The following is a 26,549-nucleotide window of genomic DNA, read 5'->3' as shown; positions in this document are numbered from 1 at the left end:
TTTTACTCTAATCAAGACGCAGCATATTTAACGCAACTCTCGCTACTTTCTCTGAGCCGCCACCACCGCCAAGCTTAAGCTTTACTTGAGCTAATTTATCTGACGTTTTTTCTCGGTGATCGGGCTCTGTGACGAGTCGGAGAATTTGTTCTGCAATGATCGTTGCATTGGCATCGTGTTGGATTAACTCTAACGCAACTTTTTCTTCAGCCACTATGTTACACAAGCCAATAAAAGGTGTTTTTATTAAGTTTTTGCCAAGCCAAAAACTTAAAGGAGCTACTTTATAGATGATCAGCAGAGGTATTTGTTGCAAGGCAATTTCTAAGGTCGCTGTGCCTGATGCACAAATTGCGGCAGTGCACAGGGGTAGTAAATTATAAGTATTGTTTTCGACCACTTGAATTTCAGGAATTAAATAATCGCGAAGATCCTCGCGAGATAAACTCGATGCCAGCGGTAATACAAATTGTGCCGCGGGTAACTGAGCCCTAATCAATTCAACTGCCGACACTATCACCGGCATTAAACGTGTAATTTCACTGTGGCGGCTCCCTGGAAATAGCGCGATAATCGGTTTTTGAGTATCTAATTGCAATTGAATTGCTACTTCGTTGGGCGTTAATGTGGGTATTGCGATATCCACCAACGGATGGCCGACGAAACTGACGGGCATATCTTCTTTTTGATACAGTTTTTCCTCAAACGCGAATAACACTGCCATACGATCGACATATTTTTTAATTTTTTTGATGCGTCCATAACGCCAAGCCCAAATTTGCGGGCTGACGTAGTAAAGCACCTTAATGTCGGCTCGTTTTGCTTGCTTTGCCATGCGTAGATTAAATCCAGGGTAATCGATGAAAATCACCAAGTCCGGTGGGTCCGTTTTAAATAACTGTTTAAGTGTGTGCATGGCAGAACGAATATCGCCTAAATGTTTTAGGATTTCCCAAACGCCAACGACCGCTAATTTATCAGCATCAATAATGATATCAACGCCCGCAGATTGCATTTGAGGACCACCCATGCCTATTAAGATTGTGTTGGGTTCCAACGCTAAAATAGCTTTAGCAAGGTGCGCACCTAACAAATCACCGGAGGCTTCACCGGCGACGATTAAAATTTTTTGATTCGAATGATTGTGCATTACGTTGTTGTTAACTCGGGAATAGGGGTTTGTTCGTTGCTACGACGCACGATTAACGTAATTTCTAAAGCTGTCGCAAGTGCGCGTTTTCCATCTTCACCGGTCACGGTTGGTGTTTTATCCTGAATAATTGCATCGAGAAAACTTTTACTCTGATCTAAAAGGGCATCGCCTTTTTCATAGTAATGCACTTCGCGCGTGATTTCTGGGATGCCGGGAAACATCTCTTGTGAACCTTTACGATGCACACGAATTTTTTTGTGATCCAAATCTAACGAAATATAATTGTCAGGCTGGAAAATATGTAGCTTGCGCTCCATCCTTAAACTTACGCGACTCGCTGTCACGTTCGCCACACAACCGTTAGCAAACTCGATGCGTGCATTGGCGATGTCAATATAGGGTGTCAGGATGGAAGCACCATTTGCGGTAATGTGGTGTATTTCTGATTTAACGATGGATTGGATAATATCGATATCGTGAATCATCAAATCCAATACCACATTGACATCCGCACCGCGCAATTTGAAGGGGGCAACCCGCAGGGATTCGATAAAGCGCGGGTTTGAGATGGAGCGTTCCACGGCCTTCACGGCGTTGTTAAAGCGTTCTAAATGGCCCACTTGCAGCTTGAGGCCGTTTTTTTTGGCGGTTGTGATGAGGTCGTCAGCCTCTTCGATGGTGGTGGCAATGGGTTTTTCAATTAGGACATGGATTCCGTTATCCAAAAAGAATCGAGCCACTTGATGGTGTAAGGGGGTGGGTACCACGATGCTGACGGCATCTACCTGACCAATCAATGACTTATAATCGACAACCGCTTCAACGTTGAGTTCTTTGGCTAGCTCATAGCAACGTTCATGGTTGGTGTCGCAAACGGCAACTAGTTTCGAGTTGGGTAAATTTTTATATTTTTCAGCATGATATCTGCCTAAATAACCCACCCCAATAACAGCTGTTCTTATCATCACCATAGTGCTTTTGGGTTCCGCTATTCGATTTGTATTGGCTAAATAGTGGCATTTTTTACCAGTTGAATCAATGGGTGATGGAAGAAGTACGAGGTTACACTGAAAGTTTTCACCGATACACTTCCATCAATCGATGCGCGCCATGGAGAGCGAAGCGAAGGCGCGTATTCCGCGGTAGGCTCGGATTTTTTGCCGAGCGTAAGCGACTGCAAAAAATCTTTACGAGCCGTCAAGTCATTTGAGAGCCCGTGCGTAGTCGAGCCGTGAGGTCGCGGAGCGCGGGCGACGAGGACGTCCGCGGCTATTTAAGTTGTCGCGTATTGCGAGTCGATTATTGACAGGGATGGCAATAATCTATCACGAGCATCGCGACACGCTTGTACGTTAAATAAAATACAAACGCAATTGTAACTACAAATTTGTAGTTGTATACTGGGGGTTATTAAATGTGGTTTGAATGGGACTTAGGTAAGGATAGAGCAAATCGTCAAAAGCATGGAATCAGTTTTGAAACGGCTACACTCATTTTTGATGATCCTGGGATAATGTCCACATTGGATCGACGTTTTGAGGGTATTGAGGAACGGTGGCAAGCGATTGGAAAAGTGCATTCAGCTATTATCTACGTGGCATTTGTTTTGAAGGAAACAGTTAATGAAGAAGAAATCATTCGTATCATCTCAGCAAGAAAGGCAACGTTGCGTGAAAAAAGAAGATATTATACACACTAAGAAAACCGTGGACGAACTAAACGCTTTAAAAAAGCGAAGCGTTGACCTTACTGATCCCGATGCACCTGAAATTACAGAGTGGGATGAGCTCGCAAGGGGTAAATTTTATCGTCCTTGTAAACAACAGCTCACGCTGCGGCTAGACAAAGATGTGTTGAGTTGGTTTAAAAGCCAACCGGGTAAATACCAAACGCTCATTAATCAGGTTTGTCGTGATTATATGAATAAGCACAAGAAAAGAAAAAAATAATGTATTCAGATGATTACTGGTTGTCACACGCGTTAAAACTGGCGCATCATGCCGAGCAAAACCACGAAGTCCCAATCGGCGCCGTGCTTGTGAAAAATAATGAAATGATTGCTGAAGGTTGGAACCAGCCGATCTCTTCCAATGACCCGACTGCACATGCAGAAATCATTGCGCTGCGCAACGGTGCAAAAGTGCTTGATAACTATCGCCTTGTTAACACAACACTTTATGTCACACTCGAGCCGTGTGCGATGTGTCTCGGTGCCATGATTCAAGCGCGAGTCCAGCGTTTGGTGTTTGGTGCTTATGATGTTCGCGCCGGTGCTGTTAAAAGTGTATTTCAATTGCTCGACGAAAAGCGTTTGAATCACCGCATTGTGTGGCAGGGTGGCGTCATGGCCGATGAATGTGCGGCCATTCTAAAAGCATTTTTCAAGCAACGGCGATGATTCTACCTTGATTTATAGAGTGTTTTTCTATACTTAAATATACCTATTAAAATTAATAATTTCTTAATATAAGGAATTTACTAATAACATCACTAGAGCAGGCTGTAGAAAAGTATTTAGATAATGTTGTTGGTGGTGACATAACATCCTATGATTGGACTTTGGATAAATAAAATCCCTTGCCAGTTAGGACAATAATCAAAAAATGTGAGTTTCTAAGGGTCTGTAAATAAGATTGTGTAAATGCGATAGTCAGGGAAAGGTCGTTAAAATTATACGGAGTCTTTGACTATGGCAATGAAAACCAATAAATTAGATCCACAGGTTGTGGAATATTTTCTCAAACATACCAAGACCGCATCTGATATTTTCGGTGATACTGGTTTGTTAAAGGAGTTAAAAAAGGCACTGACGGAGCGTATTCTGGAAGGGGAGCTGACGGACGCGCTGGGTTATGCAAAACACGAAGTGTCTGGCCACAATAGTGGTAATTCCCGCAATGGGCACAGCCAAAAAACGATCAAAACAACAGATGGCGAGATGACCATTGAGGTTCCTCGTGATCGTAACAATGAGTTTGTACCGCAATTGATTCCAAAACATCAAACCCGCTTTGATGATTTGGATGACAAAATTATGAGTCTTTATGCACGGGGTATGACTACCCGTGATATTCAAGATCAGTTGAAAGATTTGTATGGCACAACTATTTGTTCGAGTCTCATTTCTACAGTAACCAACGAAGTGATTGAAGAAGTGAAGGCTTGGCAAAGTCGTCCGTTGGACAAGGTGTATCCGATTGTGTATTTGGACGCTTTAGTGATTAAAGTGCAGCAAGATAAAAAGGTTATCAATAAGGCATTGTATTTGGCTTTAGGAATTAATATCGATGGGCAAAAAGAATTGCTAGGTATTTGGATTAGCCAAAATGAGGGCGCTAAATTCTGGTTGAATGTATTAACGGAGTTAAAAAATCGAGGCCTAGAAGATATCCTGATTTGTTGCGTTGACGGGCTAACGGGCTTTCCTGATGCGATTGGCGCTGTGTATCCTAACACTCAAGTACAGCTTTGCATTGTACACATGGTGCGGAATTCATTGCGCTATGTGGGTTGGAAAAAGAAAAAAGAAGTGGCCGCTGACTTAAAAGCTATTTATTCGGCCAGTACGGTTGAAGAAGCAGAATTGGCGCTGACGAGTTTCTCTGAGAAATGGGATGCTGAATTTCCCTCGATTGCCAAAAGTTGGTTGACTCATTGGGAGCGCATTGTGCCATTTTTTGCTTATCCGGCAGAAATTCGGAGGGTGATTTATACCACTAACGCTATTGAATCACTGAACATGAGTATCCGAAAAGTTATTAAAAATAAACGAGTTTTTCCGTCGGACGATGCCGCTTTAAAACAACTCTATTTAGGGTTAAAAAATATAGCCAAAAAATGGACCATGCCGATTCGAGACTGGGGTGCCGCCATGAATCGTTTTGCCCTTATGTTTGAAGATCGCCTGGCGGATTTTGTATAAAACTTAAAATTCATAAGAGAGGAAATTAATTTGAACGCAATGTAGTTTTTGATAAAATTAAAAAATCAGTTAACACAATGGCTGATTCATAATTCTGACTGACGCGATTTACACAAACTAATAAACAGTCCCGTTTCTAAATCTTAAGCTGTTTTTTGCAGCAATTCGTAGAATTGCTCAGGTGTAAAATTTATTTTATCCAACCATGATTTTACTATCCCAATCAAATCCTCTATTTTTTCAGGGTCTGAGTTTTGCGTCTTTTCTTCAGTCCTCTGAATCGTTTTAATTTTTGAGTTGCTATTTTTGAAAATAGCAGGATGTCGCGTGCGTTTCCCCTGCGTATCACCTTTGGTTCTGCCTTGCGGATTACCGCGTGGTTTGCAGAGATTAGCAGGCGTGCCAACGGTATCAAGCACCGTAGAAAAACCCCGTTGCGTTTGTGAAGGGGTCGCAGTTATTGATGGTTTTTCGTTATCCACTTGGAAGCTCGGCAAATACCGCTCCCATTTTTTCGGTAAAATCGGGGCAAGATTCCTCGCTAGATAAAGTTGCGTATACGCTAATGCTGTCATCCGCCACCAATCTTCTTCGTGCTTAACATCCGGTGTTTGGTATCGGTCAAATAACAGTTTGTCTTTATCAAAACGAAAGTAGTGTTCAATGTCATAGCGTCTATCGTAATAGTGATACGCTTCTAATGCTGTGATTTCATTACGTCGTTCACCAGCGAGTCCTAACCAGAGTGGATTTTTATATAAAGATTTACCGTTAGCATCAACCGCAACCAATTGCACAACAGTAACAGGATGCTCATATCCTTTAAATTGCTTTGAACCACGCAGTAATTGGTCACGCCATATTTTAATCTCCAATTGGTAAGTTTTGCCACTGCGGGTTGTAATGGGTTGCTGCACAATCTCATCGGATTCACGGTGAGTCGTGCTGTCGTTTAGTTTCATCGCATCACCATAGCGTTTTATACTTCCTGAGGTATTATCTTCTATTGATGCGGGCGCGAAAACATTACGGGTACTGTTAAAACGGAAAAGATGTACCCAATTGGGATTTTCGCTAACCAGTTTACGGCAAGCTTCTGTACCATATTTTGAATCAGCCACGCTAACCACCAATTTATGAGTAAGCGCTAAGTCTGCAATACAACGGTTAATTTGCTGCATCCCAACTACATTGCCTTTTTCATCGCTTTTAACGCGCCTCGTATCCAGTGGAACTAACCAATGCTTTTCTTGAGCTGCACCATCATTGGGCAATAGTGATACCGTTGAATATTCATGTCCAATGGTAATCGGTTTGTTACCCGGTGCTGGATTAGGGCTGTAAACCACATGGCGATCTTCAACACAGTGTGCACTTTGACGCGACTGTGGTGTCGTATCCGCAATAATGATCACACGGTCATCGCTATGACTCACATGTTCATATTGTATTTTCATCATGCTATCCCAACAATTTGCTACCGACAAACCATCGCTAATCGCATCGGTAATACTACTGTATTCACGTTCAAAGTATGGCGATTCACATAATTCTATGGGTGTTTTGCAGCGATGGCCATGGCTTGAAAGGGCATCGAGTAAATTCATATTGGCATCGCGTCGCGCGGGGAAGATGTTGTAGAGGAATGTACGGAATTGTTTTAGTTTTTCTGTCGCTAACATCGTTTGTTCCTTATTTTATTTTTTCGAACAAACGTTGTTTACAACGTAAAATTTTTTTTCGGTTTCTATGTCAAGCAATTTTTAATTATTTTTATAAATTTATCCAAAGTCCAATGTATAGTAAAAGTTGATATCAAACGATGCGCGCCATGGAGAGCGAAGCGAAGGCGCGTATTCCGCGGTAGGCTCGGATTTTTTGCCGAGCGTAAGCGACTGCAAAAAATCTTTACGAGCCGTCAAGTCATTTGAGAGCCCGTGCGTAGTCGAGCCGTGAGGTCGCGGAGCGCGGGCGACGAGGACGTCCGCGGCTATTTAAGTTGTCGCGTATTGCGAGTCGATTATTGACAGGGATGGCAATAATCTATCACGAGCATCGCGACACGCTTGTTTTCTTTCAGTGCTTTAAATGCTGAATCTTTTCTTGGACCAAAATGATAAGCTAACACCTCATGTGTATGGTGATCAATCGCATGCCAAAGCCAACGTTGATTCTGTTTATTTCGAACAAAACTCCACATTTCATCCAGCTCCGCTTCTTCAACTTGTACAACATTAACAGTAACAGACGCACCAAGTGATTCTTTTTCCTTTAAAAGTCGTGTATTGACGCTCTCCAAACCTTCACCCTTTTTTTAATTCACCAATAACAGTGTTAATGCTAATACGTAAAACGCGTGCAGTATCTCTGACGCCACTACCATTCATTGCCATATCAACTATTTTATCTTTAACACCAGGGGCACGAGCATTATGTGTGTAATCTAGAAGAAATGTATTTTTCTCACAAGCATTATTTTTACATTGAAACCTTTGCTTTCCTGTACTGCTGACGCCAAATTTTACAACCTCATGTAAACAGCAGCAGGGGCAAGCAACATTGATTCTTGCCATTCATGCAATCCTTATCCTAATGATTTTCTGAAATACCAAAATATATCACATCAACAAAAATGAGGCACTACCAATCTACAAAATAACTAGGCTGTACTTTAAATGCAGAATTTAAGGATAGCCTCCCAGTGCCTTATCGATGTATCACAACAGCTAGCCAAAATCTTCAAACCCATTTTTTTCTTTATTTCTGCCAAAAAAAAGCGCAAATACTTCAGGCTCATCAGGATGTGCTTCAAGCAAGGCATCTAAATTCGAGAATGGCAAGTTAGCTTTTAAACCAATCAAACGTGATAATAGCTGTAATGAAGGGCATAGTTTCTCCAAAACAGAAGGATGCGTACAATATACCACCGGCGCTCCCAAAAACACGACTTCCTGTTTGTATTGTTGTATTGGCAAGCAATTGAGGCGTCTTTAAGCTGCCTATGCGGCAGTAAACTCAGGACAACAATTTAGTGCCTTTATGAACGATTTCTAAGCTGCCTATGCGGCAGTAAACCGAATATGATATTCATTCCTCCTTCGTGCAATTTTCTAAGCTGTAATCTTCCCCTAAATTACCGGACACTAATTTGTTAAAATCTATGAAGTAACAAAGAGGTGATCTCATGACAAAGAAGACTCGAAAATACACACCGGAATTTAAAGAAGAAGCAATCCATCTAGCACTCAGTTCTCCTTCCGTGTTAAGCGCTGCAAAAGACTTAGGCATGCCCGAAGCGACCCTCCACACCTGGGTGGATAAAGCCAGGAAGAGTGGTGAAGTGATTCATCCCAGCGCAAAGCAACCGGTCAACATAGGGGAACTCATTGAATAAAATCAACAGCTTAAGAAGCGACTGGCACGACTGGAACAGGAGAAAGCCATTCTAAAAAAGGCGGCCACGTACTTCGCGAAAGAACTCGAGTGAAGTACAGCTTTATTCAAAAGCACGCCCAACTATTTGGAATTAACTTGCTATGTGATGTACTGGGTGTCAGTCGTAGTGGTTATTATGACTGGCTATCCCGACCTATGAGCCCACGTGAGCAAGCAAACCAACAATTAGATGAAAAAATTAAGGTAATTTATATGAGAAACAAACAACGTTACGGTTCACCACGTATAACAAGCGTGTCGCGATGCTCGTGATAGATTATTGCCATCCCTGTCAATAATCGACTCGCAATACGCGACAACTTAAATAGCCGCGGACGTCCTCGTCGCCCGCGCTCCGCGACCTCACGGCTCGACTACGCACGGGCTCTCAAATGACTTGACGGCTCGTAAAGATTTTTTGCAGTCGCTTACGCTCGGCAAAAAATCCGAGCCTACCGCGGAATACGCGCCTTCGCTTCGCTCTCCATGGCGCGCATCGCTCGTGCATTGCAAGCGGAATCGATTTCCTGCAGTCACACGCGTATTGAGCGGCGTATGCGCTCCATGGGCTTAAAAGCACTTGCCAAGCGTAGATTTAAAATAACCACAGACTCGGGTCACAACAAGGCTATTTTTGAGAATATTTTAAAGAGAGATTTCACGAGAACGGCGATCAATCAAAAATGGGTGAGTGATCTGACGTACATTCCAACCCGTGAAGGTTGGTTGTATTTAGCGGTGGTTATCGATGTGCATTCACGTTCGGTTATTGGCTCGTCAATGAATAAAAGCATGAAACAAGATTTAGTGTGTGATGCGTTATTGATGGCGTTATTCAAACGAAAATATCCAAAGCAAGTGATTATACACTCTGATCGGGGCAGTCAATATTGTTCGAAAAAATATAGGGAAATCATCAAGCAAAACAAGCTGATTGGTTCAATGAGCAGAAAGGCTAATTGTTGGGATAATGCCATTGCAGAAAGTTTTTTCCATACCCTAAAAACGGAACTTGTGCATGTGAATGATTACACAAGACGCGCTGAAGCAAGGCAAAGTCTTTTTCAGTATATTGAAGGCTATTACAATCACAGAAGAATGCATTCAGCTATTGACTACAAGACCCCTGTTGCGCTTGAATGTGCTGCGTAAAATCGAAAAAAAATGTGTCCGGTAAATTGGACTTTGGATAAATAAAATCCCTTGCCAGTTAGGACAATAATCAAAAAATGTGAGTTTCTAAATCTTAAGCTGTTTTTTGCAGCAATTCGTAGAATTTCTCAGGTGTAAAATTTATTTTATCCAACCATGATTTTACTATCCCAATCAAATCCTCTATTTTTTCAGGGTCTGAGTTTTGCGTCTTTTCTTCAGTCCTCTGAATCGTTTTAATTTTTGAGTTGCTATTTTTGAAAATAGCAGGATGTCGCGTGCGTTTCCCCTGCGTATCACCTTTGGTTCTGCCTTGCGGATTACCGCGTGGTTTGCAGAGATTAGCAGGCGTGCCAACGGTATCAAGCACCGTAGAAAAACCCCGTTGCGTTTGTGAAGGGGTCGCAGTTATTGATGGTTTTTCGTTATCCACTTGGAAGCTCGGCAAATACCGCTCCCATTTTTTCGGTAAAATCGGGGCAAGATTCCTCGCTAGATAAAGTTGCGTATACGCTAATGCTGTCATCCGCCACCAATCTTCTTCGTGCTTAACATCCGGTGTTTGGTATCGGTCAAATAACAGTTTGTCTTTACCAAAACGAAAGTAGTGTTCAATGTCATAGCGTCTATCGTAATAGTGATAGGCTTCTAATGCTGTGATTTCATTACGTCGTTCACCAGCGAGTCCTAACCAGAGTGGATTTTTATATAAAGATTTACCGTTAGCATCAACCGCAACCAATTGCACAACAGTAACAGGATGCTCATATCCTTTAAATTGCTTTGAACCACGCAGTAATTGGTCACGCCATATTTTAATCTCCAATTGGTAAGTTTTGCCACTGCGGGTTGTAATGGGTTGCTGCACAATCTCATCGGATTCACGGTGAGTCGTGCTGTCGTTTAGTTTCATCGCATCACCATAGCGTTTTATACTTCCTGAGGTATTATCTTCTATTGATGCGGGCGCGAAAACATTACGGGTACTGTTAAAACGGAAAAGATGTACCCAATTGGGATTTTCGCTAACCAGTTTACGGCAAGCTTCTGTACCATATTTTGAATCAGCCACGCTAACCACCAATTTATGAGTAAGCGCTAAGTCTGCAATACAACGGTTAATTTGCTGCATCCCAACTACATTGCCTTTTTCATCGCTTTTAACGCGCCTCGTATCCAGTGGAACTAACCAATGCTTTTCTTGAGCTGCACCATCATTGGGCAATAGTGATACCGTTGAATATTCATGTCCAATGGTAATCGGTTTGTTACCCGGTGCTGGATTAGGGCTGTAAACCACATGGCGATCTTCAACACAGTGTGCACTTTGACGCGACTGTGGTGTCGTATCCGCAATAATGATCACACGGTCATCGCTATGACTCACATGTTCATATTGTATTTTCATCATGCTATCCCAACAATTTGCTACCGACAAACCATCGCTAATCGCATCGGTAATACTACTGTATTCACGTTCAAAGTATGGCGATTCACATAATTCTATGGGTGTTTTGAAGTGTGTCGCGATGCTCGTGATAGATTATTGGCATCCCTGTCAATAATCGACTCGCAATACGCGACAACCTAAATAGCCGCGGACGTCCCCGTCGACAGCGCTCCGCGACCTCGCGGCCGACTGCGCACTGTCTCCAGATGACTCGACGCCGCCTACAGATTTTTGCCACTCGCTACGCTGCCTACGGAACTCCGTTCCTTCGGCACTCCGCTCTGTCAAAAATCGGCGGCTGCCGCGGAATACTCGCCATCGGCTTCGCCTCTCCATGGCTCGCATCGGGCAGCGATGGCCATGGCTTGAAAGGGCATCGAGTAAATTCATATTGGCATCGCGTCGCGCGGGGAAGATGTTGTAGAGGAATGTACGGAATTGTTTTAGTTTTTCTGTCGCTAACATCGTTTGTTCCTTATTTTATTTTTTCGAACAAACGTTGTTTACAACGTAAAATTTTTTTTCGGTTTCTATGTCAAGCAATTTTTAATTATTTTTATAAATTTATCCAAAGTCCAAGGTAAAGTGAGGGAAGATCACTTTTTGATGGGTGACAGAATCAATACGCACCATTGGATGTGCGTGAGGAGGTTTATTTGTAAACCTTCAGACTTGATCTGACACTCCTGGTCAGTTAGAGTAAAATTTAATTGACCAACCTTAAACAACCAACACGAGGAGTGTCATTATGACCAGTGTATCCGAAAAGATTATCAAACCGATGCGAGCCATGGAGAGGCGAAGCCGATGGCGAGTATTCCGCGGCAGCCGCCGATTTTTGACAGAGCGGAGTGCCGAAGGAACGGAGTTCCGTAGGCAGCGTAGCGAGTGGCAAAAATCTGTAGGCGGCGTCGAGTCATCTGGAGACAGTGCGCAGTCGGCCGCGAGGTCGCGGAGCGCTGTCGACGGGGACGTCCGCGGCTATTTAGGTTGTCGCGTATTGCGAGTCGATTATTGACAGGGATGCCAATAATCTATCACGAGCATCGCGACACACTTCCCCAAATTAGGTTTACTAGAGCTGTCTAAACAATTGGGAAATGTTTCACAAGCCTGCAAGGTTATGGGTTATTCACGCGACAGTTTTTACCGTTTCAAAACACTTTATGAAAATGGTGGCGAAGAAGCACTCCATGATATGAGTAAGAAGAAACCGAATGAAAAAAATAGAGTGCCGTTACATGTAGAAGAAGCGGTAATTGCTTTGGCTATTGAAAACCCAGCGTTAGGTCAGGCACGTGCGGCCAATGAATTACTGGCGCGAGGCATTATCGTATCGAGCAGCGGAGTTCGTTCGGTGTGGCTACGTAATGATCTAGAGACTTTTAAGAAGCGACTAAAAGCGCTTGAAGCGAAATCGGCGCAAGACGGTATGTTATTAACGGAAGAACAATGACAAGCATTAGAAAAATCAAAACGAGAAAAAGAAGCGCACGGCGAGATTGAAACAGAACACCCAGGTTATTTAGGTTCTCAGGATACGTATTATGTTGGCACGATGAAGGGCGTTGGCCGTATTTATGAGCAGACTTTTGTCGATACCTATAGCAGAATCGCTTTTGCGAAGTTATACACGGAGAAAACAGCGATGACGGCAGCTCATTTATTAAATGAACGTGTATTGCCATGGTTTAATGAGCAAGGTATCCGATTGCTGCGTATGCTCACGGATCGCGGGACGGAATATTGTGGAAAAATTGAGAACCACGCCTATCAACTTTATTTAGCAGTTGAAGACATTGACCATTCGAAAACACGCGCACGTTCTCCGCAGACCAATGGTATTTGTGAACGTTTTCATAAAACGATTAAACAAGAATTTTATGATGTTGCTTTTCGAAAAAAAATATATCGTTCCCTAGAAGAATTACAACAAGACGTTGATGCGTGGATCAAAACATATAATGAGGTCAGGCCCCATTCCGGCGAGCGTTGTTATGGAAAAACACCCATGCAAACTTTTCTTGATGCAAAGCATTTGGCACAAGAAAAAGAATTAGATAAACTATGTAAAACTATTCCAAGCGTGTCGGCAGATGAATTGAATAAGGCGCACAGTAATCACGACACGCAACTGGTAGAGGAGTAATTAGAATCCGATCTATCGGACAGAAAATATGTCCGATAAATCTCAACTGTCAGATCAAGTCGAGAGTTCTACAATTAAAACGAAGATCCGAAAGTCTTCCTAACAAATTTCTCCTTTCTTGAATGTATTTATTTTCATTTTCAGATAAATTCTTTACTTCATCACCAAGTGGTTTTATACGCTCAATCTTCTGCAATATCTCACGATACTCTACGCCAATTTGTTTTCCCGTTTTCCCAGATACTCCGGGGATGCTATTAAATTGTGATTCTACCTTTAATTCTTCGTCTTCTATCCCTTTAACAATGCTCCCACGATGCTCATCTATAGCCTTATTAATAACTGAAAGTTCACTATTAAGTGATTTTAGCATATCTTCGACCTTTCTTTTCCAGTTAATCAAATTAGCATGTATTTGTTCAAATAAAATTTTATGTGGTAGATTTTCTAACTCTTTATCTTTAAGAAAATCGATAGAAGCAATATCATTAGTAAGTCTTGTCAATGATTGATTTGATTTTTCTAATTCTTCTCCTATTTTCCTTTCCAATGCACTGACCTTCCCCCTAAACTAGTACCAGGACACCGATGAGATATTCATGTTAAGCAGCCTGTTTCGCAAATTCAATAGGCGGCATATAATTTAATGAACTGTGTGGTCTTTTAGTATTGTAGTGCTTTCTCCATTGGTTGATTTCATGTCGGGCTTCTTCAATTGAACGAAACCAGTGTTGATTTAAACATTCGTTGCGGAACTTGCCATTTAAGCTTTCAACAAACGCATTCTGAGTTGGCTTTCCAGGTTGAATGAAAGCAAGCTTGGTTTTGTTTTCCCTGGACCAAAAGAACATTGCTTTGCTTGTAAACTCTGTACCATTATCACAAACAATTTGTTTTGGCAGCCTGCGTTGCTCACTAAGCTCTGCTAGGAAGCGTGCCACCTGACGTCCTGATATAGAAAATGCTGTTAGCTGGCCAATAAGTTCACGATTAAAATCATCGATAATGTTTAGCACACGAAAACGCCTTCCATTGGCCAGCTGATCGTAAACAAAATCCATCGACCAACGCTCATTTCTCTGAGTCGGTGATGACATCACTAATCGTAGTCGCTGTATTTTTTTACGCTTTTTTGTACGCACCTGGAGCTTTTCTTCTTTGTAAATCCGGTAGGTTTTTTTCTTATTCATGACAAGCCCCTCTGCTTTTAAGAGGCTGTGAAGCATTAAATAACCATACCGAGAATACTGAGCTGCCAATTCTTTTAATCGAGCTCTAATCAACTCGTCTCGTCGCTTTTTGGGTCCGTAACGGTAAGCCGTTCGACTTAGCCCGACTAGCTTGCAGGCCATTCGTTCACTCAGCTTAAAGGCGCTCATTAAGTGACAAACAACCTGCTTCTTGCTAGCAGGCGTTACCACTTTTTTGAAACAACATCCTTGAGCGCTTCATTTTCTAACATCTTTTGGTAATCCCCCCATTTTTAGGGGTGTAAAATAGTAGAATTTGTTATGCTGCTTGAAGCAGCTTTTGCCTTGGCGTTATTCCACCAAGCGCCCTATTAGGTCTTTCGTTATTATAATGCCAGAGCCAACGGGTGGCTTTTTGTTGAACCTCCTCTATCGTTGTAAAAATATCTTGGTTAAGCCAGTCATATCGCACTGTTCTATTAAAACGTTCAATGTACGCATTTTGTTGGGGTTTTCCAGGCTGAATATAAAAAAGCTCAATACCTTTCTTTTCTGCCCATTCCATTAGCTTACCGCTAATGTATTCAGGTCCATTATCGCAGCGCAGCGCAATCGGTTTGCCTCGCCACTCAATGATTTGATTAAGGGCTCGTATCACGCGATCAGCTGGAAGCGATAAGTCAACATCAATCCCAAGCCCTTCTCGATTGTAGTCATCAATAACATTAAACAAGCGGTAGGATCTTTGGTCGCCCAGTTGATCATGCATAAAGTCCATAGACCATACTTGGTTTACTGAGTCTGGAGTGCATAGCGCTTCTGGTTTACGTCGCATGAAGCGTTTTTTAGACTTTATTCTTAGATTTAACGCTAGTTCTCGATAAATGCGGTAAACACGTTTGTGGTTCCAGGCAAAGCCTTTGACGTTACGTAAGTATAAAAAGCAAAGTCCAAAACCCCAGTTAAGCCATGTGCTCGTTAGCCGAATAAGCCAGTCTGCAATCACTGTATTTTCATCCGATACTAGCGGCTCATAACGATAGCATGTTTCACTAATAGCAAATGCCTTGCAAGCAACTCGGATGCTTACTTTCTTATTCTTAACGCAATTCCTTGCCATCTCTCTGCGCTGAGATGGCTTTACCACTTTTTTTGCATAGCCTCCTGAATGATCTCGGCTTTTAAGCGTTCTTCAGCATACATTTTTTTCAGGCGACGATTTTCCTCTTCAAGCTCCTTTAAGCGCGTCATCATGGATGCATCCATCCCACCATACTTGGCTCGCCACTTATAGAACGTGGCATTGCTTATACCATGCTCTCGGCACAGATCGGGAACGGGTGTTCCACCTTCAGCTTGCTTCAGTATCGAAATGATTTGGCTGTCTGGGTACTTCGATTTTTTCATCTTGAATCTCCTCTGTTTAGTTTACGAGAAAATTCTACTTTTAAGTACCTCTAATTTGTGGGGGGATTACCTTTTCAGCCAGCAGCTTTTTTAACTTATTGTTCTCGGACTCCAGGTCTCGCAGGCGCTTAGCTTCGTTAACCTCTAGGCCAGCATACTTGCTACGCCAATTGTAAAAAGTACCGCCAGATATGCCTAAGCGACGGCACAGGTCTTCCACCTTAGCGCCACTTTCATGCTCTTTGATCGCTTTAATGATTTGTTCTTCTGTATAACGTTTTTTCATGAAGTGTGTCGCGATGCTCGTGATAGATTATTGGCATCCCTGTCAATAATCGACTCGCAATACGCGACAACCTAAATAGCCGCGGACGTCCCCGTCGACAGCGCTCCGCGACCTCGCGGCCGACTGCGCACTGTCTCCAGATGACTCGACGCCGCCTACAGATTTTTGCCACTCGCTACGCTGCCTACGGAACTCCGTTCCTTCGGCACTCCGCTCTGTCAAAAATCGGCGGCTGCCGCGGAATACTCGCCATCGGCTTCGCCTCTCCATGGCTCGCATCGGTTGAGATCTCCTCGGTCGTAGAATAATTGGAAATCTCATCCATGTCATGGTGTTAAGTTTGGGGGAAAGGTCAATTCGCTCCAATTCTGTAATATTTTCTCTAAGCAATTTTTGAATTTTTTTAATTTCTTCGTCGTATCGAACTTCATCCTTTGGCATGAAACGTTCAAGTACGCGCAAGATCGCAGTGTTATCTTTTGCCAATTCATAAATCTCATTTTGACCATAAATTTCTACACCAGGCAAAAGATCCTTTGGATCCATCGCTGATTCATCTCCTTGATCATCAATTACACGTGGTAACTCTCCATAACGGCGAACAACTTTATAACGTTTTCCATTCTGCTGGGCTGATGTAAGGGTAATTTCTATTCGAGCGCTTTCTTTTCCTAGATTTTCTTTAATAATTTGTGTATGTTGATTTTTTGCTTCCTTACCTTTTGGCTCTACATTTAGCACATAAAGCAAGCATTCAATAAGAGTAGACTTTCCTGTTCCACGGCCACCAATTACTGAATTTAAATGAGAGGATAATTTCAGTACTAGTAACAATAATATACAATGGTAGGGTTACAATTTGCTGCGGCAACAGTACCCACATAATCTTCTGGAACATTTAATGCTTGCAAATACCAAGTATCACTTTCGAGCCGATGTGGCTTAAGGAATTTTACCGCTGCGGGCATGGGTGGCACATTCACAACAAACTCTTGCAAAGGAAAATTTAAACCATCTCCCACTGCTTTTATAAATGCTTCTTTGCGTGTCCATGTCTCAAGAAAAGCATGATGCTGCTGTTCACTAGGTAAAGCAATTAATTGATAATATTCTTCTTCTGAAAAAAAACGCTTGGCAATAGGAAGCTCCTCAAGGTTTTCGTTTCCTAAATATTCAACATCAATACCAAGTGGAGTTGTCAGCCCTACAACGATAACAGCTAGCTTGTGAGAATGGGAAAGATTAAATTTTATATTACTACCATCAATATACGGTTTATTTTTTTCAGTATAAGAAATCTGTATCGCTTCTGGCAGTTGATATAGGTAACAAGATAAAATTTTCCGTAATGCCCCATGCGCAATAACATACATATTACGATCACGAGAAAAATGAAAGCGCTGCGCACGTATTGTTTCATCAGATGACAGCAACTGCCATAAACCTTGTAGATCTTTTTTATTATGTTCAATACCAATTATCCAGATATGGATTTCATTTCGTTTGAGAGAATTTACAACATTAAAATCTATTGGCAGTTTGGTGTACTTCGATAATTTTTTAGAATATTCCATATTTACTTATATAACTCTACCTAATCCAACCGCCTCACCGACTCGGCAATAAAATCCGGTGCCAAATGCGCATACTTCATCGTTTGATCAATCTTTTTGTGTCCAAGCAACTTTTGCACAGCATAAAGACTCACTTCCTTCATGACTAGATTACTCGCAAAGTCGTGGCGCAGATCATGCCAACGCAAATTTTTAATACCTGCATCACTTACCACCTTAGCCCAGGCTTTTTTTATAGTAACCTGAGTTCTGTATAAGAAAAGGAATAAGTGAATGAAATAATTGAAAAAAAGACCGGAACCGCTAAAATTTAGCTCCAAAATTACAGCTAAATAATGTAACAGGAGTTAATCATGTTGGCACCGGTCACGGAGATTTTTTGTGATATGGATGATTTTTGCAAGGATTATTTGAAAGGTCAATCAAAGTATTTGCTACCGAACCCAGACAGAAAACGAGATCGAGCGATGCAAATGAGCTTGTCTGAAATTGGCACCATCATTGTGTTGTTTCAAATGAGTCACTATCGCACATTTAAGGATTTTTATTGTGGATGTGTTTTACAAGACATGAAGAAGTATTTTCCTACGGCGCTGAGTTACACACGTTTTGTCGCCTGCCAATCAGCAGCGCTAATGATGCTCGCCGCCTATTTGCTTTCGAGAAAGGGCAAACACACGGGATTGTATTATATTGACTCAACTACACTACGCGTATGCCACAATAAACGAATTTATCGAAACAAGGTTTTCAAAGGCATTGCTAAACGCAGTAAAAGCACAATGGGCTGGGTTTACGGCTTTAAACTACATATTGTGATTAATCATCAAGGGGAATTAATCCGTTTTTGTTTAACGAAAGGGAACGTGGATGATCGCGCTGTTGTTAGAAAATTAATGGCTAATTTAAAGGGGTTGGGCGCTGGCGATAAAGGGTATCTTGGAAAAGATCTTGCGGACGATTTGGCAAAACACGATTTAAAATTTGTGACAAAAGTCCGTAAAAATATGAAGAACAAAATGTTTTCTGCATTTGAAAAGTTTTTCCTAAAACAACGTGGCATCGTAGAAACGATTATCGATCAGTTGAAAAACTTGTATCATGTTGAGCATTCGCGTCATCGTAGTCCGATTAATTTTTTAGTCAATACCCTTGCAGCGCTAATTGCCTATTCTTGGCGACCAAACAAACCAGGAATAAAAACCAACAATATAAAGAATAATTTATACGCAGTTATCCAGAACTGAGGTTATAGTAGTAATGGGCTTACTCGGATCGCTTGGGCTTGGAAAAAGATAAGAACTATTCAAGCTCTCAGTTTGACGCATCCAAGTTTCTAACATGGTAGTCGCTTTGTTATTGAGTGGCACATATCTCGCTAAATAGTTTTTCGATTTTTCTACAAACAAAGTACTCTGCTTTAAATTAATATGACTGCGTTTCAGCGATCGTAGCTCACCTTTTCTAACACCAGTATTTAAAGCCAAAATTACCATTGGCAGTAAATGATCGGCAAACTCAAAGTCTTTGATCTCAGGATATAAGTCATATCCTCGTGACTTACGCCATTCATTCGCGCTTATGCGGCCCACCTTAAGTTTATGCTCGCGTTCATTCAATGCGGCAAAAAGCTTCTCCTTTTCTTCTTCATCTAAATATCGAATGCGAGTATCGTCATATTTAAGTACTTTCAATCCAGCTAAACCATGCTGCTCGATAATACCCCATTCAACTGCTTTCGTAATAGCCGATCGCAAAGGCGTGACTGTCCTATTGATGGTGTTTACCTTCATTGATTTCAATTCTAATTTTTTGGTACGCCATTTATCGATATCTTGCGCTTTGATCTGATCAATCGGAGTATCCATCAAGTGAGAGAAATGCCGCTTGATTGTTTTAATCGCTTCCTCACCAGAAATATTATGCATTTTTACCCAGGGTTCATACTCCTCTGTTAAAAATGTCTTTAGTGTCGGTATACCCTTTCTTTTTGCTTCAGCTTGTTTTGGATCTAAGCCATCAGCATAATCACCGATAATCTTTTTCGCTTTGTCGCGAGCCTTTCCAAGCTTCAAGGCAGGGTGCTGACCTAAAGTAACTCGACCACTTCTCTTATACTGAACAGCATAAGTTTTAACACCGCTCGGCGAAACACGAACCATGAAGCCTTTAAGCTCGGTATCGCGCACCTCATACCGCTTATCTTTGGGCTGCAATTTATTAACCAAACTGACTGTAATTAAAGCTGCTGTCATGAGTCATTTCCCTCCTATTCTCGGGGTGCACAGGGGGTGCCCCACGCATGAATAACTGTACAAAATTGTGCAAAATTTAACAAGTTGATGCAAAAGAAAGGAGGATTGACATAAGGAGGATTTTCAATTTAATCGTTGTTTTATATGATATTTTATCTATTTTTCAAGGGGTTAAATTGGTAGGCACGAGTGGACTCGAACCACCGACCCCCACCATGTCAAGGTGGTGCTCTAACCAACTGAGCTACGCGCCTAAGGATATGAGGCGGTAACATATCATTCCCGCCTCTAAAACGCAATAATTGCCAATGCCTTGAATTGATGATCATTAGTTATATACTATAAGGACAATGAAAAGGATTATTTTTTACCTAGTCATACTCATTTTAGGAATAACCATGGGCTGTTCCTCCAAGCAAGCTCCACCTTCCACAGCTAAGCAGGTAGATCTCCATAGATACATGGGAAAGTGGTACGAAATCGCTTCGTTTCCCAATCGCTTTCAAAAGGGCTGTCGCTGTACAAGCGCACAATATATCCTGCAAGGAGATAAAGTATTAGTCCTGAATCGTTGCATCAAGTACAACAATAATTATTTTAGTGAAGCTAAAGGCAAAGCCTGGGTAACCAATAAAAATGACTACAGCAAGTTAAAAGTTCGTTTTTTTTGGCCTTTTACTGGCGATTATTGGATTCTGTATTTAGACTGACCTTCCCCCTAAACTAGTACCAGGACACCGATGAGATATTCATGTTAAGCAGCCTGTTTCGCAAATTCAATAGGCGGCATATAATTTAATGAACTGTGTGGTCTTTTAGTATTGTAGTGCTTTCTCCATTGGTTGATTTCATGTCGGGCTTCTTCAATTGAACGAAACCAGTGTTGATTTAAACATTCGTTGCGGAACTTGCCATTTAAGCTTTCAACAAACGCATTCTGAGTTGGCTTTCCAGGTTGAATGAAAGCAAGCTTGGTTTTGTTTTCCCTGGACCAAAAGAACATTGCTTTGCTTGTAAACTCTGTACCATTATCACAAACAATTTGTTTTGGCAGCCTGCGTTGCTCACTAAGCTCTGCTAGGAAGCGTGCCACCTGACGTCCTGATATAGAAAATGCTGTTAGCTGGCCAATAAGTTCACGATTAAAATCATCGATAATGTTTAGCACACGAAAACGCCTTCCATTGGCCAGCTGATCGTAAACAAAATCCATCGACCAACGCTCATTTCTCTGAGTCGGTGATGACATCACTAATCGTAGTCGCTGTATTTTTTTACGCTTTTTTGTACGCACCTGGAGCTTTTCTTCTTTGTAAATCCGGTAGGTTTTTTTCTTATTCATGACAAGCCCCTCTGCTTTTAAGAGGCTGTGAAGCATTAAATAACCATACCGAGAATACTGAGCTGCCAATTCTTTTAATCGAGCTCTAATCAACTCGTCTCGTCGCTTTTTGGGTCCGTAACGGTAAGCCGTTCGACTTAGCCCGACTAGCTTGCAGGCCATTCGTTCACTCAGCTTAAAGGCGCTCATTAAGTGACAAACAACCTGCTTCTTGCTAGCAGGCGTTACCACTTTTTTGAAACAACATCCTTGAGCGCTTCATTTTCTAACATCTTTTCAGCCAGCAGCTTTTTTAACTTATTGTTCTCGGACTCCAGCTCTCGCAGGCGCTTAGCTTCGTTAACCTCTAGGCCAGCATACTTGCTACGCCAATTGTAAAAAGTACCGCCAGATATGCCTAAGCGACGGCACAGGTCTTCCACCTTAGCGCCACTTTCATGCTCTTTGATCGCTTTAATGATTTGTTCTTCTGTATAACGTTTTTTCATGTTGAGATCTCCTCGGTCGTAGAATAATTGGAAATCTCATCCATGTCATGGTGTTAATTTTGGGGAAAGGTCACCATCTAGCACTCAGTTCTCCTTCCGTGTTAAGCGCTGCAAAAGACTTAGGCATGCCCGAAGCGACCCTCCACACCTGGGTGGATAAAGCCAGGAAGAGTGGTGAAGTGATTCATCCCAGCGCAAAGCAACCGGTCAACATAGGGGAACTCATTGAATAAAATCAACAGCTTAAGAAGCGACTGGCACGAGTGGAACAGGAGAAAGCCATTCTAAAAAAGGCGGCCACGTACTTCGCGAAAGAACTCGAGTAAAGTACAGCTTTATTCAAAAGCACGCCCAACTATTTGGAATTAACTTGCTATGTGATGTACTGGGTGTCAGTCGTAGTGGTTATTATGACTGGCTATCGCGACCTATGAGCCCACGTGAGCAAGCAAACCAACAATTAGATGAAAAAATTAAGGTAATTTATATGAGAAACAAACAACGTTACGGTTCACCACGTATAACTCGTGCATTGCAAGCGGAATCGATTTCCTGCAGTCACACGCGTATTGAGCGGCGTATGCGCTCCATGGGCTTAAAAGCACTTGCCAAGCGTAGATTTAAAATAACCACAGACTCGGGTCACAACAAGGCTATTTTTGAGAATATTTTAAAGAGAGATTTCACGAGAACGGCGATCAATCAAAAATGGGTGAGTGATCTGACGTACATTCCAACCCGTGAAGGTTGGTTGTATTTAGCGGTGGTTATCGATGTGCATTCACGTTCGGTTATTGGCTCGTCAATGAATAAAAACATGAAACAAGATTTAGTGTGTGATGCGTTATTGATGGCGTTATTCAAACGAAAATATCCAAAGCAAGTGATTATACACTCTGATCGGGGCAGTCAATATTGTTCGAAAAAATATAGGGAAATCATCAAGCAAAACAAGCTGATTGGTTCAATGAGCAGAAAGGCTAATTGTTGGGATAATGCCATTGCAGAAAGTTTTTTCCATACCCTAAAAACGGAACTTGTGCATGTGAATGATTACACAACACGCGCTGAAGCAAGGCAAAGTCTTTTTCAGTATATTGAAGGCTATTACAATCACAGAAGAATGCATTCAGCTATTGACTACAAGACCCCTGTTGCGCTTGAATGTGCTGCGTAAAATCGAAAAAAAATGTGTCCGGTAAAGTGAGGGAAGATCAATATGTTTAATTCTAAATTTAATATGAGCGAGCTATCCCAACAAGTTCTATTGTTATATGAAGCTGCGAAAACAGTGAAAGAAGTAATTTATTACTTACAAGAAATGAGTGACACTTCTTCACATGAAGTACTTATGAAAGAACTCGTAAATCAACGGAATCTGCTTAATCTAATAGCATCAGGCATAAATTTTTGTGAATCGGAGTTCAAAACATCTGTAAGTGTGTCAAGTCAAGAACGGGCAGCACAATCGCAACTTTTTCGCCAAGCTCAGGCTCCAGGAAAGGAAGAATTGTCACGGGGATCTCAGTTGCATGCATCGTGCGTAGGAGGCATGGGTCCTAGAAGCTAAACATAAAAAACAGGTTTTAAAAATTTTTACTGATGAACTTAAAGATGTTTTTGTTGTTGTTGCTTAGGTGAGCGACTTTTCGTTGATACTCAACAAAATCATTGCTCGTGTATTTTTTTATAATGGATTTCCAAAAATGGTATGCGCCGGTGTTGCCGGGAATGACCATCACTTCCCAGATTCCTTGGAAGCGATTGAAACATTGAAAGGCAACATGGCGTCCAATACCTTTGCCTTTGAACTTTCGCAGAATAAAAAATTGTGCCATATTAAAATCAATTTTTGGTTCACTACCCTTGTTATCAACAATGACAAATCCTGCTAACTCATTTTCATGTTTAATTAAAAAAGGAAATGTATTGTCTGTTTCCCAGTATTTCCTAAAGTTAATACATTCATAGAGGCCATCTTCTGGAATTTCCCAGCCTTCTTCATTCCCTAAATATTCGCTCATGTCATATACATAAAAGCGAGCCATATTTTGAATGATGGGATAATCTTTTAGCGAAGCTGGGATTAGCTTAACTTTGGTGTAATTAATTTTAGCCTCGCTTTTACTCATCTGAGATACCCTTCCAGCGCTTCAAGCAGCCCGACTTGCTCGCTGTCGAGACCACCTTCGTTTTTCAAAAATGCAATTTCTTGCAATGCTTGTGTGCGAGTCAAGCGTTGTCGGCCGCGGTAATCGATCGGGATCGTTTGCAAATATTCTAAAAACTGCTGGTTTGATGAATCGGATAACGTCTCGGCAAAATGACGCCCAAGAATGCGCAGAGCTTGTTCTTGTCGGATGGTGTTGGGGAATTGTTTGATGAGGTCTTCTTTGTCTTCGGGCTTGGCGAGGTGAAAGCGTTGGAATAAAAACTCTTCGCGCGAGGTTGGAAAATCGAGCTCGTACAAAGCCGCATCGGGATCAACGTTGTCGACTTTTGGATAGCAGTATTGTTGATGATAATCGCATATCAACTGCAACAGATCAGGATGATCGTGCAGCCATGTTTTATTCGCGTTTGCTAAGTGTTGGCGCTCTGGTGTTAAGTGAATCAGGAATCGTTCGAGTGGCGGCAATAAAATGGGTTGTTCGCCAGCACGTTTGCGGATAACCGATGTTGTTTCGGCGATGCTATCGGGTGTGGTCGTTTGTAATGTTTCAGAATCGAGTCGCAACCATAGCGACTGATTTTTATAATGTTGATGCTGCCCCAAACTTAACACGGGTGCTTGATAGCACAACGTTGCGCCTAAATTTCCGTTAATGAGCAACGCTTCACGAAACGTCATGTGTTCCGACTCAAAGCTAATCGGTAATTGCTGGGAGCGCCGAATATCTTCGTTTTTATCGAAATAACCGATTGCATAATCCCACATGTTTTTATGTGCCATAAATTTTTTTGCAAGCGATAATGTCGCTTCGACATCGACCATGGCGTTGTGGGCCTGACCTTGTGCCAATTGGTTGGCGGCACTTAAATGTTCGAGCTTCATCGTAATTTTGCCATCGACGTTTGGCCATTGGATGGCGTCGCGTTTAAATAAATAAAACATAACGGCGATGGGATAAAGATCCATGCGTCGACATTGATTTGCAAATTGGTGTGTATAAGGCGGCAATAAATTTCGATAAAACGAAAAACGCAGAAATTCATCGTCGAAACCGAGAGTGTTGTAACCCAGGCTGATCGTGCCGGGTGTGTTCATTAAGCGATGGATTTCGTGGATCGCATCAATTTCCGGTTTGCCCGATTGAATTTCTTCTAGCGTGATGCGATGCGTGGTGATAGCCGATGGCGAAGGCACAACGTCGCAATTGAGGCGAATATGAATGAAATGACGCTCTAATTCGTTGAGCGTTAAGTCTGTGCGGATCGCCGCAAATTGAAGAACCTGATCGAAACATTTATTCAGACCGGTTGTCTCGATGTCGTAAAATAGGTAAGTGTTGTTTGATTTATCCATTAGTATTGCCTTCAAAATAGAGGGATATTTTAGCAATATCGGTAATATCTTTCGCTGCTGCTTGATAATCTTTTTGCAATTGTTGTTGGTTTGTTGTCGCTTGAATAACAGTTAAAGGCATGTAAACTTCGACATACAGTTTACCGTTTAAATAATGCAACAAGATGCGATTTATTTTATTGTAACCAGGAAGCCATTCCCAGCGTGTTTTTAACAGGCGATTGATTTTTTCACGATCGGGTAAGTTTAATGAGGGGATACTGGTTTCATCATTTTCGGGGTCGATGTGGACTGTCACATCATCAATTTCTTGAAAATTTTTAATTAGATAGATATGGACTTTCTCGCTAATAAAATGGCCTTCTGAGACACTAATATTCGGGCTTACCTGAATGTGCACGTCTGCAAAAATAGTGCCACCGTGTGAGCGCGTGCGCAATTGATGAATGGCTCTGACACCGGGAATGCTGAGAATGGCTTGCGTAATGTTGTGAAGCATTTCTTCATCCACACCCGTGTCGATTAATTCTTTGGTGCCTTGCCAGATAAGTTTAATGCCCATTTTCAAAATCAACACGGCAATGACGAGCGCACCGATAGAGTCTAAATACGTTATTCCAAACATCGTGCCGACGACACTGACCAACACGATGATAGAGACTAATACGTCGCTGCGGTTATGCCAGGCGTTTGTGCGTAATAAATCAGAGTTAATTTTATTGCCTTCATATAATGTATATCGAAAGAGCCCTTCGTTGGCGAGGATTGATATGACCGCGACGATCACGACGTAGATGTCAGGTTTTAATAAGTGTTTTTTAGCAAGAATATGATGGATCGTGTCATAAGCAATGCCGGCTGCAACGCCAATTAAAACGATGGAGATAATAATTGCGGCGATTGTTTCAACGCGGCGATGACCATAAGGGTGTTCTTTGTCGGGCATTTGATCGCCAATGCGAGCGGCAAATAGCACGAGTGCATCGGTGATGAGGTCTGAGAAGGAGTGGATGCCATCGGCGATGAGGGCTTGAGAGTGTCCGAAGTAACCCACGATGATTTTGAATATTGCAAGCAGCGTGTGGGTGCTCGAGTTTACAATGGTAGCGCGAAGTGCTGCTTTGTAACGTGCTTGTTTTGGCATGAGTGATTCCATAGTTGCTCAGCAGGTCACAGTTTAACTCAATTTCCGCTTTAAAAAACAGTTTGAGGGCTTTCCA

32 protein-coding genes, 1 tRNA gene and 3 pseudogenes are annotated in these 26,549 nt (G+C 42.0%); 13 read left to right on the top strand and 23 right to left on the bottom strand.

Going from position 1 to position 26,549, the window contains the following annotated elements; translation table 11 throughout:
- Positions 1-7: 7 nt before the first annotated feature.
- The 3 genes from lpxB to ACJMKR_RS08590 are packed head-to-tail and all read right to left on the bottom strand — an operon-like array spanning position 8 to position 2,354.
- Positions 8-1,150, bottom strand: a complete 1,143-nt coding sequence (gene lpxB, locus ACJMKR_RS08600; RefSeq protein ID WP_423062699.1) for a lipid-A-disaccharide synthase — start codon at positions 1,148-1,150, stop codon at positions 8-10.
- Entirely contained in the window at positions 1,150-2,124 is a 975-nt protein-coding gene (locus ACJMKR_RS08595) for a Gfo/Idh/MocA family oxidoreductase (protein ID WP_423062698.1), read from the bottom strand. Before ACJMKR_RS08595 ends, lpxB begins: the two co-directional genes overlap by 1 nt.
- Before the next feature lie 35 nt (positions 2,125-2,159).
- Positions 2,160-2,354 (bottom strand): hypothetical protein, encoded by a 195-nt coding sequence (locus ACJMKR_RS08590; RefSeq protein WP_423062697.1) that lies wholly within the window; start codon positions 2,352-2,354, stop codon positions 2,160-2,162.
- Positions 2,355-2,567: 213 nt separating this feature from the next.
- Between ACJMKR_RS08590 and ACJMKR_RS08585 the strand changes: the two genes are divergently transcribed.
- From ACJMKR_RS08585 to ACJMKR_RS08570, 4 genes are all read left to right on the top strand, one after another.
- Positions 2,568-2,852 (top strand): BrnT family toxin, encoded by a 285-nt coding sequence (locus ACJMKR_RS08585; RefSeq protein WP_423062696.1) that lies wholly within the window; start codon positions 2,568-2,570, stop codon positions 2,850-2,852.
- Positions 2,824-3,102 carry a BrnA antitoxin family protein gene (locus ACJMKR_RS08580; RefSeq protein WP_423062695.1) on the top strand — a complete coding sequence of 93 codons (279 nt, stop codon included), beginning with the start codon at positions 2,824-2,826 and terminating at the stop codon, positions 3,100-3,102. The genes ACJMKR_RS08585 and ACJMKR_RS08580 overlap by 29 nt, the downstream gene beginning before the upstream one ends.
- Positions 3,102-3,551, top strand: a complete 450-nt coding sequence (tadA, locus tag ACJMKR_RS08575) for a tRNA adenosine(34) deaminase TadA (protein WP_423062694.1) — start codon at positions 3,102-3,104, stop codon at positions 3,549-3,551. Before ACJMKR_RS08580 ends, tadA begins: the two co-directional genes overlap by 1 nt.
- A 291-nt stretch (positions 3,552-3,842) precedes the next feature.
- The gene (locus tag ACJMKR_RS08570) at positions 3,843-5,075 is read left to right on the top strand and encodes an IS256 family transposase (RefSeq protein ID WP_423062355.1); all 1,233 of its coding nucleotides are present in this window, start codon (positions 3,843-3,845) and stop codon (positions 5,073-5,075) included.
- A gap of 143 nt (positions 5,076-5,218) precedes the next feature.
- Here the strand turns inward: ACJMKR_RS08570 and ACJMKR_RS08565 are convergent, their stop codons facing one another.
- The 5 genes from ACJMKR_RS08565 to ACJMKR_RS08545 form a co-directional block, all read right to left on the bottom strand.
- Complete coding sequence (locus ACJMKR_RS08565; protein WP_423062693.1) at positions 5,219-6,757, bottom strand: transposase; 1,539 nt, start codon at positions 6,755-6,757, stop codon at positions 5,219-5,221.
- A gap of 99 nt (positions 6,758-6,856) precedes the next feature.
- Entirely contained in the window at positions 6,857-6,997 is a 141-nt protein-coding gene (locus tag ACJMKR_RS08560; protein ID WP_423062692.1) for a hypothetical protein, read from the bottom strand.
- 98 nt (positions 6,998-7,095) lie between these two features.
- Positions 7,096-7,374, bottom strand: coding sequence for an IS1 family transposase (locus ACJMKR_RS08555; protein WP_423062691.1), 279 nt, complete (start codon positions 7,372-7,374; stop codon positions 7,096-7,098).
- A gap of 4 nt (positions 7,375-7,378) precedes the next feature.
- Positions 7,379-7,648, bottom strand: coding sequence for an IS1-like element transposase (locus tag ACJMKR_RS08550; protein ID WP_423062514.1), 270 nt, complete (start codon positions 7,646-7,648; stop codon positions 7,379-7,381).
- A gap of 153 nt (positions 7,649-7,801) precedes the next feature.
- Complete coding sequence (locus ACJMKR_RS08545) at positions 7,802-8,050, bottom strand: hypothetical protein (protein ID WP_423062690.1); 249 nt, start codon at positions 8,048-8,050, stop codon at positions 7,802-7,804.
- 209 nt (positions 8,051-8,259) lie between these two features.
- On the opposite strand from ACJMKR_RS08545, the gene ACJMKR_RS08540 reads away from it, so the two are divergent.
- The 3 genes from ACJMKR_RS08540 (at position 8,260) to ACJMKR_RS08530 (ending at position 9,662) form a co-directional block, all read left to right on the top strand.
- Positions 8,260-8,469: a transposase gene (locus ACJMKR_RS08540; protein ID WP_423062405.1), complete on the top strand. Its 210-nt coding sequence runs from the start codon at positions 8,260-8,262 to the stop codon at positions 8,467-8,469.
- Positions 8,470-8,907: 438 nt separating this feature from the next.
- Positions 8,908-9,084 carry a hypothetical protein gene (locus ACJMKR_RS08535; RefSeq protein WP_423062689.1) on the top strand — a complete coding sequence of 59 codons (177 nt, stop codon included), beginning with the start codon at positions 8,908-8,910 and terminating at the stop codon, positions 9,082-9,084.
- Positions 9,018-9,662: an IS3 family transposase gene (locus ACJMKR_RS08530; protein ID WP_423062688.1), complete on the top strand. Its 645-nt coding sequence runs from the start codon at positions 9,018-9,020 to the stop codon at positions 9,660-9,662. Before ACJMKR_RS08535 ends, ACJMKR_RS08530 begins: the two co-directional genes overlap by 67 nt.
- A gap of 94 nt (positions 9,663-9,756) precedes the next feature.
- Here the strand turns inward: ACJMKR_RS08530 and ACJMKR_RS08525 are convergent, their stop codons facing one another.
- Positions 9,757-11,100: a transposase gene (locus tag ACJMKR_RS08525; RefSeq protein ID WP_423062687.1), complete on the bottom strand. Its 1,344-nt coding sequence runs from the start codon at positions 11,098-11,100 to the stop codon at positions 9,757-9,759.
- Positions 11,101-11,220: 120 nt separating this feature from the next.
- A complete protein-coding gene (locus tag ACJMKR_RS08520) occupies positions 11,221-11,577 on the bottom strand; it encodes a hypothetical protein (protein WP_423062686.1) in 357 nt (118 codons plus the stop codon).
- 571 nt (positions 11,578-12,148) lie between these two features.
- On the opposite strand from ACJMKR_RS08520, the pseudogene ACJMKR_RS08515 reads away from it, so the two are divergent.
- Positions 12,149-13,261: pseudogene (locus tag ACJMKR_RS08515) on the top strand (IS481 family transposase).
- Positions 13,262-13,310: 49 nt separating this feature from the next.
- On the opposite strand, the gene ACJMKR_RS08510 reads toward ACJMKR_RS08515, so the two are convergent.
- The 7 genes and pseudogenes from ACJMKR_RS08510 to ACJMKR_RS08480 all read right to left on the bottom strand — a co-directional run bounded on the left by ACJMKR_RS08510 (position 13,311) and on the right by ACJMKR_RS08480 (position 17,933).
- Positions 13,311-13,811, bottom strand: coding sequence for a hypothetical protein (locus ACJMKR_RS08510; protein WP_423062685.1), 501 nt, complete (start codon positions 13,809-13,811; stop codon positions 13,311-13,313).
- 52 nt (positions 13,812-13,863) lie between these two features.
- Positions 13,864-14,729, bottom strand: a pseudogene (locus tag ACJMKR_RS08505) (IS3 family transposase); the annotation flags it as partial.
- Between the two features lie 41 nt (positions 14,730-14,770).
- Positions 14,771-15,858 (bottom strand): IS3 family transposase gene (locus tag ACJMKR_RS08500; RefSeq protein WP_423062609.1). Its coding sequence is split into 2 segments (ribosomal slippage): positions 14,771-15,606 and positions 15,606-15,858, totalling 1,089 coding nucleotides; the frame shifts between segments, so codons are not numbered across the junction.
- Positions 15,859-15,922: 64 nt separating this feature from the next.
- Positions 15,923-16,144, bottom strand: a pseudogene (locus tag ACJMKR_RS08495) (transposase); the annotation flags it as partial.
- A gap of 42 nt (positions 16,145-16,186) precedes the next feature.
- Positions 16,187-16,978, bottom strand: coding sequence for an AAA family ATPase (locus ACJMKR_RS08490; protein ID WP_423062684.1), 792 nt, complete (start codon positions 16,976-16,978; stop codon positions 16,187-16,189).
- Positions 16,969-17,718, bottom strand: coding sequence for a 4'-phosphopantetheinyl transferase family protein (locus ACJMKR_RS08485; RefSeq protein ID WP_423062683.1), 750 nt, complete (start codon positions 17,716-17,718; stop codon positions 16,969-16,971). Before ACJMKR_RS08485 ends, ACJMKR_RS08490 begins: the two co-directional genes overlap by 10 nt.
- 20 nt (positions 17,719-17,738) lie before the next feature.
- Entirely contained in the window at positions 17,739-17,933 is a 195-nt protein-coding gene (locus ACJMKR_RS08480; RefSeq protein ID WP_423062682.1) for a tyrosine-type recombinase/integrase, read from the bottom strand.
- A gap of 138 nt (positions 17,934-18,071) precedes the next feature.
- Between ACJMKR_RS08480 and ACJMKR_RS08475 the strand changes: the two genes are divergently transcribed.
- The gene (locus ACJMKR_RS08475) at positions 18,072-18,965 is read left to right on the top strand and encodes an IS982 family transposase (RefSeq protein ID WP_423062681.1); all 894 of its coding nucleotides are present in this window, start codon (positions 18,072-18,074) and stop codon (positions 18,963-18,965) included.
- Here the strand turns inward: ACJMKR_RS08475 and ACJMKR_RS08470 are convergent.
- Positions 18,942-19,973, bottom strand: a complete 1,032-nt coding sequence (locus ACJMKR_RS08470) for a tyrosine-type recombinase/integrase (protein WP_423062680.1) — start codon at positions 19,971-19,973, stop codon at positions 18,942-18,944. The genes ACJMKR_RS08475 and ACJMKR_RS08470 overlap by 24 nt on opposite strands.
- 177 nt (positions 19,974-20,150) lie before the next feature.
- Positions 20,151-20,227: transfer RNA gene (locus ACJMKR_RS08465), tRNA-Val, on the bottom strand.
- A gap of 96 nt (positions 20,228-20,323) precedes the next feature.
- Between ACJMKR_RS08465 and ACJMKR_RS08460 the strand changes: the two genes are divergently transcribed.
- Complete coding sequence (locus tag ACJMKR_RS08460) at positions 20,324-20,683, top strand: lipocalin family protein (protein WP_423062679.1); 360 nt, start codon at positions 20,324-20,326, stop codon at positions 20,681-20,683.
- A gap of 44 nt (positions 20,684-20,727) precedes the next feature.
- Here the strand turns inward: ACJMKR_RS08460 and ACJMKR_RS08455 are convergent.
- Positions 20,728-21,803, bottom strand: a protein-coding gene (locus tag ACJMKR_RS08455; protein WP_423062317.1) for an IS3 family transposase whose coding sequence is annotated in 2 segments (ribosomal slippage) — positions 20,728-21,554 and positions 21,554-21,803 — 1,077 coding nt in all. Because the reading frame shifts where the segments join, the coding sequence is not laid out codon by codon here.
- Between the two features lie 47 nt (positions 21,804-21,850).
- Between ACJMKR_RS08455 and ACJMKR_RS08450 the strand changes: the two genes are divergently transcribed.
- The 3 genes from ACJMKR_RS08450 (at position 21,851) to ACJMKR_RS08440 (ending at position 23,373) form a co-directional block, all read left to right on the top strand.
- Positions 21,851-22,036 (top strand): hypothetical protein, encoded by a 186-nt coding sequence (locus tag ACJMKR_RS08450; RefSeq protein ID WP_423062678.1) that lies wholly within the window; start codon positions 21,851-21,853, stop codon positions 22,034-22,036.
- A gap of 104 nt (positions 22,037-22,140) precedes the next feature.
- Positions 22,141-22,980 (top strand): IS3 family transposase, encoded by an 840-nt coding sequence (locus ACJMKR_RS08445; protein WP_423064220.1) that lies wholly within the window; start codon positions 22,141-22,143, stop codon positions 22,978-22,980.
- 42 nt (positions 22,981-23,022) lie between these two features.
- Positions 23,023-23,373 carry a hypothetical protein gene (locus tag ACJMKR_RS08440; protein ID WP_423062677.1) on the top strand — a complete coding sequence of 117 codons (351 nt, stop codon included), beginning with the start codon at positions 23,023-23,025 and terminating at the stop codon, positions 23,371-23,373.
- Positions 23,374-23,389: 16 nt separating this feature from the next.
- Here the strand turns inward: ACJMKR_RS08440 and ACJMKR_RS08435 are convergent, their stop codons facing one another.
- The 3 genes from ACJMKR_RS08435 to ACJMKR_RS08425 are packed head-to-tail and all read right to left on the bottom strand — an operon-like array spanning position 23,390 to position 26,473.
- Entirely contained in the window at positions 23,390-23,935 is a 546-nt protein-coding gene (locus ACJMKR_RS08435) for a GNAT family N-acetyltransferase (protein ID WP_423062676.1), read from the bottom strand.
- Entirely contained in the window at positions 23,932-25,329 is a 1,398-nt protein-coding gene (locus ACJMKR_RS08430) for an exonuclease domain-containing protein (RefSeq protein ID WP_423062675.1), read from the bottom strand. Before ACJMKR_RS08430 ends, ACJMKR_RS08435 begins: the two co-directional genes overlap by 4 nt.
- Positions 25,322-26,473, bottom strand: a complete 1,152-nt coding sequence (locus ACJMKR_RS08425; protein WP_423062674.1) for a cation diffusion facilitator family transporter — start codon at positions 26,471-26,473, stop codon at positions 25,322-25,324. The genes ACJMKR_RS08430 and ACJMKR_RS08425 overlap by 8 nt, the downstream gene beginning before the upstream one ends.
- Positions 26,474-26,549 lie beyond the last annotated feature (76 nt).

Origin of the sequence: Candidiatus Paracoxiella cheracis (genome assembly GCF_049348705.1) — a bacterium.
In the GTDB taxonomy this organism is placed as follows: Bacteria; Pseudomonadota; Gammaproteobacteria; order Coxiellales; family Coxiellaceae; genus Paracoxiella; species Paracoxiella cheracis.
This window is presented reverse-complemented; position numbering and strand designations above follow the sequence as displayed.

Excerpts from the sequence above, each read along its gene's own strand:
- ACJMKR_RS08550 (WP_423062514.1), bottom strand. The coding sequence starts at position 7,648 with ATGGCAAGAATCAATGTTGCTTGCCCCTGCTGCTGTTTACATGAGGTT.
- ACJMKR_RS08520 (WP_423062686.1), bottom strand. The coding sequence starts at position 11,577 with ATGTTAGCGACAGAAAAACTAAAACAATTCCGTACATTCCTCTACAAC.
- ACJMKR_RS08435 (WP_423062676.1), bottom strand. The coding sequence starts at position 23,935 with ATGAGTAAAAGCGAGGCTAAAATTAATTACACCAAAGTTAAGCTAATC.
- ACJMKR_RS08585 (WP_423062696.1), top strand. The coding sequence starts at position 2,568 with ATGTGGTTTGAATGGGACTTAGGTAAGGATAGAGCAAATCGTCAAAAG.
- ACJMKR_RS08595 (WP_423062698.1), bottom strand. The coding sequence starts at position 2,124 with ATGGTGATGATAAGAACAGCTGTTATTGGGGTGGGTTATTTAGGCAGA.
- tadA (WP_423062694.1), top strand. The coding sequence starts at position 3,102 with ATGTATTCAGATGATTACTGGTTGTCACACGCGTTAAAACTGGCGCAT.
- ACJMKR_RS08475 (WP_423062681.1), top strand. The coding sequence starts at position 18,072 with ATGTTGGCACCGGTCACGGAGATTTTTTGTGATATGGATGATTTTTGC.
- lpxB (WP_423062699.1), bottom strand. The coding sequence starts at position 1,150 with ATGCACAATCATTCGAATCAAAAAATTTTAATCGTCGCCGGTGAAGCC.
- ACJMKR_RS08460 (WP_423062679.1), top strand. The coding sequence starts at position 20,324 with ATGAAAAGGATTATTTTTTACCTAGTCATACTCATTTTAGGAATAACC.
- ACJMKR_RS08440 (WP_423062677.1), top strand. The coding sequence starts at position 23,023 with ATGTTTAATTCTAAATTTAATATGAGCGAGCTATCCCAACAAGTTCTA.
- ACJMKR_RS08425 (WP_423062674.1), bottom strand. The coding sequence starts at position 26,473 with ATGCCAAAACAAGCACGTTACAAAGCAGCACTTCGCGCTACCATTGTA.
- ACJMKR_RS08570 (WP_423062355.1), top strand. The coding sequence starts at position 3,843 with ATGGCAATGAAAACCAATAAATTAGATCCACAGGTTGTGGAATATTTT.
- ACJMKR_RS08565 (WP_423062693.1), bottom strand. The coding sequence starts at position 6,757 with ATGTTAGCGACAGAAAAACTAAAACAATTCCGTACATTCCTCTACAAC.
- ACJMKR_RS08430 (WP_423062675.1), bottom strand. The coding sequence starts at position 25,329 with ATGGATAAATCAAACAACACTTACCTATTTTACGACATCGAGACAACC.
- ACJMKR_RS08470 (WP_423062680.1), bottom strand. The coding sequence starts at position 19,973 with ATGACAGCAGCTTTAATTACAGTCAGTTTGGTTAATAAATTGCAGCCC.
- ACJMKR_RS08450 (WP_423062678.1), top strand. The coding sequence starts at position 21,851 with ATGGTGTTAATTTTGGGGAAAGGTCACCATCTAGCACTCAGTTCTCCT.
- ACJMKR_RS08540 (WP_423062405.1), top strand. The coding sequence starts at position 8,260 with ATGACAAAGAAGACTCGAAAATACACACCGGAATTTAAAGAAGAAGCA.
- ACJMKR_RS08485 (WP_423062683.1), bottom strand. The coding sequence starts at position 17,718 with ATGGAATATTCTAAAAAATTATCGAAGTACACCAAACTGCCAATAGAT.